We start from the raw sequence: 7,559 nt of genomic DNA on the forward strand, positions 1-7,559 counted from the left end.
GCATGCGCATGTTCGCCAGCAGCTCAAGGCCGTCCATCCGTGACATCTGCACATCCGAGATTACGCACGACGTGGCATTTAAGCGGGACGACTCCAGCAACTCCTCGCCCGAACCAAACGCATGCACGATATAGCCGCGCCACAATAGAACGTTGTTCAGTGCAGTGCGGACCAATGCGTCATCATCGACAACTGAAATGACCGTAGGCGTAGACAAATGTGTGCCCCTCCTCCCGTGGAAGGCCAGTCAAACTAGTCTATCTCGCAAGCAGCATCATCGCAGGCCGCTAACGGGCCGCAGAAAACGATGCCAAGCCCAACTATAACAATATTGAAGGCGCTACTAACTTCCGCGCACTAGAACGCTGAGCATAGTTTGCGTCGATTGTGGGGCATGTGGCGACCGTACAACTACTGGTATGCGCAGTAATCGCGATCTGCCTCAACAACGGAGTTAGCCTTTTCAGGTGCTGAACAGCCGCCTCGGGTCAAAAGACGCGCCCGGCTGACACCAAACTTCTGCTGAGGGTCATGACCGGCGGTCGATAACCCCGAGACGCACGTCCGGTCTGCCCCTGACAGCGGGCCAGCGCAGCGTTCCCAGGCTTCTTTGCCTTCGGGCCAATGGCGGACGCGCGGCTGTGTACCTGTTTGCTCCGCCATCTGGCAAAGGTGGCGAGCGCCCCTATTTTCTGGTGGCGCACTCATGGAGCACGAAATGGATCCCCGATTGCTTCGAAAGTACGGAATGGCGGTGCTGGTGAGCTGGGCAGCGCTCCTCGGTATTGGAACGCTTGCGCTGTTGGTCATACGGGGCTGAGTCTCAATCGCGACCGGGTAAACCGGTCGTGCGCCTGAGTTGGGCTGGAGGTCCGCTCCTCGATTCGGTCGAACCCGAGTTCCCCGGGCGTAGATTTTATGCGGGCGGCACGATTTGAGGAAGCCCATGTCCAAACTGGCATTCTCAGCGGCAGCCGTGGCAGCAGCGATGGAGGTGGCCCGCCGGCTTGGCGTTAGGAGCGTCGATCCTGTTGTGCTGCACACTTCGCAGCACGTTAGCATTCGCCTGCTGCCGACGCGATTGGTCGGCCGTGCCGTGCGCGACGATACGCAGTCGCTTGACAGGCTGCGCCGCGAGCTGGCCGTCGCACAACATCTCGCTGCACGCGGAGCCCCGAGCGTTAGACTTGCTGCCGAAGTGCCTCCCGGTCCGCATTTCTCTGCCGGGTTTGCCGTGAGCTTTTGGGAGTTTGTCAGCCATGTACCCGCGGGCGAGGACAACGCCGCGCACATGGCGCGCGCGGCCGAGGCGCTAAGCCGCGTACATCAAGCGCTCGCCGATTTTCCCTCCGAGCTCCCGAATTTCTGGGCGAAGATCGATCAATGCCGCAATTTGCTCCAAACCCCATGGCGCTGCCCGCCTTGGCTCACGACGATCGGGAATTTCTGCTCTCGATTTACAGCTCTCTTCGGATTGCATTGGACCGGCTGCCGGTGCGGCTCGTGCCGATCCTGGGCGATGCGCATCTCGGCAACGTGTTCATCACTTCTGATGGTGCGCTCTGGAACGATTTCGAGGATGCGTGCCTCGGCCCGCGCGAATGGGACATCGGCTTTCTCTCCGCGCCGGAATTGACTGCATTCGAGCCGCTCAATCGTGACGCTCTCGTTGAACTTGGCTACCTGCGTAGCTTATGCGTCTCGGTCTGGTGTTGGGCTCTCGCCGATATTCCCGAAAAGCGCGACGCCGCGGAAGATCACCTCGGCTATCTCCGAGAGCGGGCCTCCTCGGGTCGGCTTGCATGAGCGCATGCTGAGACCGCACGAGCATTTTTTTGAGCGCGCTGACAAGTTACCGTGATTTGAAATCAAGACGGGAAGCAAGGCAGAGTATCTTCCTTAGATTGCTACGATCATCCCGTTTATCGTTCGCAGCGGTCCTCGCCTGCATCGCGGCGAATCGAGAGGTTTCTTGGCCCATGGTTGATGCAAGGCCCACTGTCGAAGCGCCGGACGATGACCCCTACCTTTGGCTCGAGGAGACCGAAAGCTCTCAGGCGCTGGCCTGGGTGGAGGCGCAGAACGCCGCAACACTGGATCGGTTCGGCAACGGCCGCTTTGCTGGTGATCGCGATACGCTCAAGCTCATCTTCGATCGGCCGGACAACATTCCGTTTCCTAACCGGAGGGGCAGGAGACTGTTCAATCCCTGGCAGGATGCCGAACATCCACGGGGTTTGTGGCGGACGACCTCGCTCGATAGTTTTCGAAGTGAGAACACGCAGTGGGATGTCCTTATCGACGTCGACGCGCTAGCTACCAAAGAGGGCGAAGATTGGGTGTGGCGTGGCGGGCAATCACTTCCCGGGACGCATGACCGGGCGATCGTTCACCTCTCACGTGGAGGCAAGGACGCGGTTGTCTTGCGCGAATTCGACCCTCAACACCCGCGAATTCGTTGCTGACGGATTCAATCTGCCTGAGGCGCGCAGCAACGTGGTCTGGTTCGATCACGACACGCTCCTGCTGATGTCGCCGCTCGGCCCCAATATGGCAACCAACACAGGGTTGCCACGCACCGTCAGGCTGTGGCGGCGCGGAACCGATCCGCTCGCAGCCTCCGTCATCTTCGAAACGAAGGAAGACTATCTCGGGGTCGGGGCCCAGGTCGATCGCGATGCCCCGGAAGAGCGCGTATGGTTTGTCGAGAAGCCGGGTCTTATCGACATCAACTTTTGGATGGGCGATCGTAGCGGGGCCAGAACCAGGATCGATGTTCCCTCCGATGCAAATATATGGGTGCACGGCGATTGGCTTGTCGTGAAGCTGCGGACGGCCTGGATCCCTGCGAGTGAAGGATTTGAGCCGGACAGCGTCATCGGCATTCCTTTCGGGGCATTCCTGGCCGGTCACCGTCATTTTACGAAGCTGTTCGAGCCAGCGAAACGGCGCGCCTTGCAGACGATGAGCTGGGCCGGTGACCGGCTGATCTTGAGCATTCTCGATAATCTCGATCCGGCCTTCGAAGCGCTGACCCCGAGCGAAGGCGCTTGGACGCGGGAGACGCTCCCGGGCCTGCCGAAGAATGGCTCAGCCCATGTCTGGCCGTTCGATACCGAAGAGGATGAGAGCAACGGGGGTCTCCTTGCAATTGCGCACGACCCGCTGACACCGCCCTCGTTGTTCCTGCTCGAGCCGAAAGCGCCGGCTGTCCTATTGAAGCAGGCACCGCGGGCATTCGATCCAGCCGGGCTCGCGGTCTCACGGCATGAGGCGACGTCGAGTGATGGCGTCGCGATTCCCTATGTGCAGGTCGGGCCGCCCGGCGAAACGGGCAATGCCCCGGTGCACCTCTACGGTTATGGCGGGTTTGGAATCTCGATGCCCCGTTTTTACAATGCAGCGCTTGGAAAGCTCTGGCTCGAGCGCGGCGGCACATGCGTGATTACGCATTTGCGCGGCGGAGGCGAGTTTGGGACAGACTGGCATGATGTCGGGCGCCGCGAAGGCAAACGACTGTCTCACGATGATTTCGCCGCCATCGCGGCGGATCTCGTGGCGCGTGGGGTAACCCGGCCTGAGCGCATCGCTGCGGAAGGCGGATCGAACGGCGGTCTTCTCATTGCGAATATGATGACCCGCTATCCCGAGCGATTCGGCGCCTTGCTCTGTGCCGTTGCGGTCATCGACATGCGTCGCAGCAAGAAACTGCTCGTGGGCAATGTCGGGATCGACGAATATGGTGATCCGGACAAACCGGAAGACTGGGCGTTTCTATCAGAAATTTCGGCCTATCACGTTGCCGCGCCCGGAAGGCCCTATCCGCCGATTCTCCTGACGACAAGCCGCGCGGATGACCGCGTTCATCCCGCTCATGCGCGAAAGATGGCGGCCAAGCTGCAGGCCATGGGTTACGATGCCTATTTTTACGAGCCCGCCACGGGCGGTCACAGCGACGGGAAGGACAACGGCGAACGTGCCGCCCTTCAGGCGCTAAACTATAATTTTCTGCGCCGCGCCATTGGTTGGGACACCGATGATTCTGTCCCGAGCTAGCTTTTGACGGGCGATACAGGCGCCGCCTTCGAGGCTTTCCCGAACAGGGATAGTGAGCTTACTCGCCGGCGCAGGCTCGGCAGGAATTGTCGGCAGTGGGTCATGTGCTGCCTTCCCGAATGTGTGAGCGCCAAGGCTGCTATAGCTCAGATAGCTGCTGACTTGCTGCAGTGCCAGCTCTCGGCCGCCTTGGGCCAACACCAGAAGTCGCCGGTCAAACAAAAGGACCTCCCGAAGGCGGTCTTGTCTGTTACCGACGGCGGTCCGGCTCAGGCGAAGCTCGGCGTGCTATTCTTGCGCCGATACGTCATCCAGCCCAATCCGAGGAAGCCGAGGATCATCATTCCCCATGTGGAAGGTTCGGGGACGGCAGATATCGACACTCCAAGTCCCAACTTGCACCGGATCATTAAAAGCGTAGATAGCGCCGGTGTCGTGGATTGGTGAGCGATCATAAAGGCCAAGAGCGAGGACCGGCGCTATTGGGTTTGGTGGAAAAATGGGCTGCGGCGGCCATGCGCTTGCTGTGAAACCTGCAGCAAGACAGAGAAGCTGAACAAAAGCTGACAGGCACCGGCACCGTAGCAAGGATTAGGCGATAAGCGCGACAAGTTCGCACGTAATGTAATGGCCGATGGCTATCCACCGCCGGCCAGTTTCGTTTCAGCGCATCGCGAAACTCCGACCTTTGAGCGTCGGCTAGTCGTCGTCCCCGTCGAAGAGGTCGGGAAGAACGCGTGTGCCTTCTTGTCGGACCGAGTCTAGAGCGCGGGTGGGAAGACCAAGGGCACGCAGGATCGTCGGAGCGATCTGGGTCGTGTGCACGAGGTCGTTGACCTTGCCGCCTTCGCCGACGGAAGGTCCCGCGACAAGCAGCGCAACATGAGTGTCATCGAGCGACCCGCCACCGTGCTCCGCAATCTTCTTCTTGCTGCCCGAATAGATCACGCCGTGATCGGGCTGAATGAAGATGTCAGGCGCTCTCGCGGCAGCGATTGATCCCGGAACGCGAGGATCGCCGAAGATATCGGCGAGCGCGTCACCGGAGGTGATGTTAGAGCCAAAGATCGTCCCCGGCGACAGCGTGTCGGCGTGGATCGGCTTTGCGTTGTTCTGCAGGCTGGTCACCGCCTGCTTCACGTCGGCCGACGTGTTGGGCTGAAGCCAGACGATGCCAACGTCGTCCGTCTGCAGGTGACCACCTTGCGCATATTGGCTACCGCTGTTCGGGTTGGTGAACGCGGAGAAGGTCTGGTCGACCGGCGCTGTGATGACGTTACCGGGATCCACCACCGTGTGGTCCGGTGCCTGGGTCGCCTTGGCTTCCATCTGCAGCTTGGCAGGATCTATCGGCGACTGGCCGTGCTTCGCCGAAACGATGATCAGCGTGTCCTCGAGCAGGTTGCGTGCACTCAACGCATCGATCATGCGTTTGATCGAGGCGTCGGTGTGCGCGATAGCGTGGGCCAGGATCGGCTTCGGCGCAAGTTGCGCGTCGTAACCGCCAGCCACGAGTTTCTGGCCGACACTGATTGCCTGGAAGTTCATGCCGAGAATCGCCGGCGCCCTGCCGGTCCAAGGCTGGCCCTCCGCGCGCTTTCCGTTGATCCAGTTGACGACCGCGTTGACCTTGACGTCGTCATAGGCTTCCTGTGTCGGTGAGCAGTCGACGTACTGCACCGGCGCGATGTTGTTGAACGCCAGGGTCGAGTTCGTCGCGTCGCATTTGCCGGCGGGGCCTGCCAAGTCAACGCCGTTTGCCGAAGCCGGACCGGCTGGCGTCGCGGTGAAGATGTTCGAGTTGATCTCGGGCGTGTACAGGTCGTCGATATTGGGCGTGCCGACGAACGGGCCATTCGCGATGTCGTAGGCCGGATGCTTGTCGGACCACGCCGTCTGCAAGCCGGCTTGATGGGCGACACCGAAGATGGTGTTGACCTTGAGAAAATCGTGCGGAAACACCTTCGTGCAGCTGCCGTCGGCATGGCGCTGGTGAGGCAGGAAGGCCGGGTTGATGCCGCCGCTAAACAGCTTGGTCGAGTCAAAATCGATCGACTCGTCCAGCACGACTTCGGTTCCCGGATTGCCGGCGCATCCGGCCATCACTGCGGGGAATTTTCCGTCTGGCGAAAACAAGGTGCGATCATAGCTGTCATCATAGTAGACGCCGGTCGTTTTCGGCGTTCCACCCGTCAACTGCGCGAGCAAGCCGGGGAACGAATCGGAAGGCGTGGTCGTCCGCGCGTTGGTATAGGTGACGCCGCGGCCCGCGAGTTTTGCCAGCGTCGGGCATGTGCCGCTTTGCAGGCAGTTCGCCAGGTCATGCTGATGAAAGCCGTCGATGCTCAGGAGAAGGACGTGCCGGACGCGACGGTCGTCGTCAGCTTGGACGACCGCGACTGTGCAGGTGAGCAGCGCGCCCGCGATCGCGGTTGATAGTAGATAGGCACGAAAATCAGCCATGATTTCGCTCCTTCGAATATTTCGATGCGTTGAGAATTTGCCTGACTGAGGCTGCGGCACTCTATTCGCGGGCAATTGACGCCGCGATGACGCTTTCTTGGGGATTCGATGACTATGCGCAGCTAAGAATGTGAGCGAGAGGGATCGACGACGCACGAAGTGTTCTTGCTAAGTCGGTACGGTCCCCGCTCGAGCGGATCAGCCGCAGGAAATTCAGATCGTCGGCAGACTGCCGAAGTATCACGTCGGCTTAGGGTCAACAGCGCCGCCCCTCGACGCTGCCGTGAACCATGTTCCGACGGTTGTTGCCTCAAAGCCCGTTTGATCAACGTCTTAGGCCTAAGTACGAGCCATTCTGATCGGCCTCTCTAACAAGGAGACTGGTCATGAACGAGACTCAAGGAATCCGATCCGTCGGTCCGCCTCGCCGTCAGCCATGGAACAAGGGCAAGCTGATCGGCGCAAAGCCTCCCCTGCGAGTAAGTCAAGTCTGGTCGATCCGCACAAAGCTGCAGCTTGAGGGCCGCACTCGCGACCTTGCCCTGTTCAACTTCGCTATCGACAGCAAATTGCGCGGCTGCGATGTTGTCGCCGTGCGTGTCGATGACGTGGCACCCAACGGGTATGCGCTAGATCGCACAACAGTCCGCCAGAAGAAGACCGGTCGCCCTGTTCGGTTTGAGCTGACCGAGCAGACCCGGCAAGCCATCGACGACTATCTCAGAATGACGCCCAGGACGCCCGCCGAGTTGTTATTTACTGGCCGGAACGACGATGCTCACCTCACGATACGTCAATACGCCCGTCTCGTTGGCCAGTGGATTGCCAGCATTGGCCTCGACCCGCTCAAGTTCGGCACTCACTCGCTGCGCCGAACCAAGGCGACGCTGATCTACCGACGAACCGGAAACCTGCGTGCGGTGCAACTCTTATTGGGTCATACGAAGATCGAGAGCACGGTTCGATATCTCGGCATCGAGATTGATGATGCCATTGAGATCGCGGAGAAGATCGAGATCTGAGAGGGGCCCGCGCTCTAC

4 protein-coding genes and 2 pseudogenes are annotated in these 7,559 nt (G+C 60.2%); 3 read left to right on the forward strand and 3 right to left on the reverse strand.

The window, feature by feature from the left end:
* Nucleotides 1-217 (reverse strand): response regulator (locus JOZ76_RS18420; RefSeq protein ID WP_291700496.1); only part of this gene is annotated, 217 nt, incomplete at its 3' end.
* Between the two features lie 1,025 nt (nucleotides 218-1,242).
* Between JOZ76_RS18420 and JOZ76_RS18425 the strand changes: the two genes are divergently transcribed.
* On the forward strand, nucleotides 1,243-1,806 hold the full coding sequence (locus JOZ76_RS18425; protein WP_366938592.1) for a phosphotransferase family protein: 564 nt from the start codon (nucleotides 1,243-1,245) through the stop codon (nucleotides 1,804-1,806).
* 173 nt (nucleotides 1,807-1,979) lie between these two features.
* Nucleotides 1,980-4,056, forward strand: a pseudogene (locus JOZ76_RS18430) (prolyl oligopeptidase family serine peptidase).
* 269 nt (nucleotides 4,057-4,325) lie between these two features.
* Here JOZ76_RS18430 and JOZ76_RS38565 read toward each other — a convergent pair.
* Both JOZ76_RS38565 and JOZ76_RS18435 read right to left on the reverse strand, forming a co-directional pair.
* Nucleotides 4,326-4,430, reverse strand: a pseudogene (locus tag JOZ76_RS38565) (PEP-CTERM sorting domain-containing protein); the annotation flags it as partial.
* A gap of 325 nt (nucleotides 4,431-4,755) precedes the next feature.
* Nucleotides 4,756-6,519 (reverse strand): alkaline phosphatase family protein, encoded by a 1,764-nt coding sequence (locus tag JOZ76_RS18435; protein ID WP_291700500.1) that lies wholly within the window; start codon nucleotides 6,517-6,519, stop codon nucleotides 4,756-4,758.
* Nucleotides 6,520-6,905: 386 nt separating this feature from the next.
* Between JOZ76_RS18435 and JOZ76_RS18440 the strand changes: the two genes are divergently transcribed.
* Nucleotides 6,906-7,541 carry a tyrosine-type recombinase/integrase gene (locus tag JOZ76_RS18440; RefSeq protein ID WP_291700502.1) on the forward strand — a complete coding sequence of 212 codons (636 nt, stop codon included), beginning with the start codon at nucleotides 6,906-6,908 and terminating at the stop codon, nucleotides 7,539-7,541.
* Nucleotides 7,542-7,559: the final 18 nt, after the last annotated feature.

The organism is Bradyrhizobium sp., from assembly GCF_019244115.1.
Classification (GTDB): Bacteria; Pseudomonadota; Alphaproteobacteria; order Rhizobiales; family Xanthobacteraceae; genus Bradyrhizobium.